Consider the following 2,582-nt stretch of genomic DNA (forward strand, 5'->3'; position numbering starts at 1 on the left):
AGCGGGCCGAGGTCGACGCCCGCGGGGTGCCGGCGCAGGTCTCGCATCGTGACGCCGGCGCCGCCGCGCCGCAGCAGCAGGGCGATCTGCCGGGTCGGGCTGACCGCGAGCCGCGCGCGCAGCAGGAGCCGCTTGCGCAGCGGCAGCTTCGCGCGCAGCCGCCGCTGCGTGCGTCGCACGATCTCGCGGTAGATCTGCCAGTCGTGCATCGCGCCCGCCGCGGCCGGGAGCGCCGCCGGGGTGAACCGGGCGGTGTTGCGCACGGCGAGGAGGTGGAAGACCAGGTCGTAGTGGTCCCGCTCGAGCGCGGTCGTCGGCGGGAGGATGACGTCGGCGTGCCGGGTGGTCTCGTTGACGTAGATGTCCACCGCCGCCATGAAGTCCAGCCCGGCCAGCGCCCGGTCCAGGCCGGCGCCGTCGGGCGTCGAGGACACCGGGTTGCCGGCCAGCGTGAGCAGGGCCCGCACCCGGCCCTCGCCCGGAGTCTCGATCTCCTCGCGCAGCACGGCCACCGGCAGCTCGCCGCCCGACTCGGGCAGGCCCCGCACCCGGCTGCGCCAGAGGCCGTGGTGGCCGCGTCCGATCAACCCGGTCCCGACCGCGTCGATCGCCGGACTCGTGAAGCAGGCCCCGCCGGCGCGGTCCAGGTTGCCGGTGAGCAGGTTGAGCAGCTGGACGGCCCACTGGCACACGGTCCCGAACGCGTGCGTGGAGACCCCGACCCGGCCGTAGGCGACCGCACCGTCGGCGGCCGCGAACTCGCGGGTGAGCCGCCGGATCTCGTCGGCCGGCACCCCGGTCGCCGCCGCGGCCCGCTCCGGGGTGAAGGGCCGCACGGCCGCCTCCACCAGCTCCAGGCCGTCGACGTAGCCGGGCGGTCGGGTGAGCCCCTCGGCGTACAGGACGTGCAGCATGGCGAGCAGCAGGTGCGCGTCGGTGCCGGGCCGCACGAAGTGGTGCTCGTGCGCGGCCTTCGCGGTCTCGGTGCGCCGCGGGTCGACCACGACCATCCGGCCGCCTCGTGCGTCGAGCTCGCGCAGCCGGGCCGGGAAGTCCGGCGCGGTCATCAGCGAGCCGTTGGACGCCATCGGGTTGGCGCCGATCACGAGGAAGTACGACGTGCGGTCGAGGTCCGGGATCGGGAGGAGCAGCTGGTGGCCGTACATCAGGTGGGCGACGAGCTGGTGGGGGAGCTGGTCCACCGAGGTGGCGCTGAACCTGTTCCTCGTGCGGAACGACTTCAGCATCGCGGTGCCGTGGGTCAGGGAGCCGAGGCTGTGCGCGTTGGGGTTGCCGAGGTAGATCGCCAGCGCGTCGCGACCGTGGGTGTTGATCGCGCCGGCGAGACCGTCGGCGACCAGGTCGAGCGCCTCGTCCCAGTCGATCTCGGTCCACCCGTCGGCGGTACGCCGCACCGGGCGCCGCAGCCGGTCCGGATCGGCGTGGATGTCGGCGAGCGCGGTGCCCTTGGGGCAGATGTGACCGCGGGACAGCGGATCGTCGGGGTTGCCGCGGATGCCGGTGACCCGGCCGTCCTCGATCGTCAGCTCGAGGCCGCAGATCGCCTCGCACAGGTTGCAGACGCCCAGCTTCTTCTCCACCGGCATCGGGCCATGGTGACACGGGTCACGCTCCTCCGGGCCCCCTGTTGATGGTCCCGGGCACGTTTCCTCACCCGTCCAGGTGGAAACGGTGAACCGATGGCCCAACCGGGGCCGCTGCGAAAGGAATCACCATGGGATACGGACTGGGAATCTTCCTGCTGGCCCTGGGGCTGATCCTGGCCCTGGCCGTGACGGACAACATCGCGAACGTCGACCTGACGATGGTCGGCTGGATCCTGGCGGCCGCCGGCGCGCTGGTGCTGGTGCTCACGGCGGCGACGCTCGCCCGGGCGCGGCGCTCGACCGCGGTGACCACGCACGCCGACGGCAGCCGCACGGTGAGCGAGCGGCGCGACGACGTCCCGCCGGCGGTCTGATTCGAGGCTGAGGGGGCCGTTCAGCGGTCCTGGACGATCCGCGGGTGCGCCTCGGGGCGCAGCCACGTCAGCAGCCAGCGCATCTGCCGCGGGTTGCCGACCTGGGTGCATCCCGCGGTCGGCGCCCACCGGTGGCCGGGCTTGGACGTGTGGTAGAAGATGCCGCTCCCCTTGCCCGGCACCGGACGCGGCCCGACGCCCGGCCGCAGCCGCACGTGGTTGTAGTCGACGACCCAGCCGGACCGCATCGACGGCCGGTTGCCGCTCGTGACCCCGCGCACCTCGAGCCAGGTGTTGTAGTTCGGGCCGGCCGCCGCCGACACCACCGACGTGGCCCGGCGGCGCCGCCACGGCATCTCGCCGGGGTTGTCCGCGCCGGTCGTGAACGTCACCTTGATCCGGTAGACCCCGACCGGGGAGCGGTTGTCGCCCTCGCGCTGCTTGCCCCAGCCGTTGCGGCCGATCGTCGAGCGGAACTCGCGCACCTGCCGCCAGCGCCCCTGCGCGTCGCGCTTCCAGGCCTGCGTGACCGTGCACCATGCCCTGCGGCAGAACCGGTGGCTGGACACCGTCCGCACGACCTGGGAGGTGCCGTCGGGCA

The 2,582-nt window shown here is 73.7% G+C and carries 3 protein-coding genes; 1 reads left to right on the forward strand and 2 read right to left on the reverse strand.

Going from position 1 to position 2,582, the window contains the following annotated elements; genetic code table 11:
• On the reverse strand, nt 1-1,607 hold a 1,607-nt coding region (locus VGD85_RS17495), incomplete at its 3' end, for a molybdopterin-dependent oxidoreductase (protein WP_331064713.1).
• A gap of 128 nt (nt 1,608-1,735) precedes the next feature.
• Between VGD85_RS17495 and VGD85_RS17500 the strand changes: the two genes are divergently transcribed.
• Complete coding sequence (locus VGD85_RS17500; RefSeq protein ID WP_331064714.1) at nt 1,736-1,981, forward strand: DUF6458 family protein; 246 nt, start codon at nt 1,736-1,738, stop codon at nt 1,979-1,981.
• Between the two features lie 20 nt (nt 1,982-2,001).
• Here the strand turns inward: VGD85_RS17500 and VGD85_RS17505 are convergent.
• A partial coding sequence (locus VGD85_RS17505; protein WP_331064715.1) for a L,D-transpeptidase family protein occupies nt 2,002-2,582 on the reverse strand: 581 nt, incomplete at its 5' end.

The sequence above is a fragment of the Nocardioides sp. genome (assembly GCF_036401255.1).
In the GTDB taxonomy this organism is placed as follows: domain Bacteria; phylum Actinomycetota; class Actinomycetes; order Propionibacteriales; family Nocardioidaceae; genus Nocardioides.

Excerpts from the sequence above, each read along its gene's own strand:
- VGD85_RS17500 (WP_331064714.1), top strand. The coding sequence starts at position 1,736 with ATGGGATACGGACTGGGAATCTTCCTGCTGGCCCTGGGGCTGATCCTG.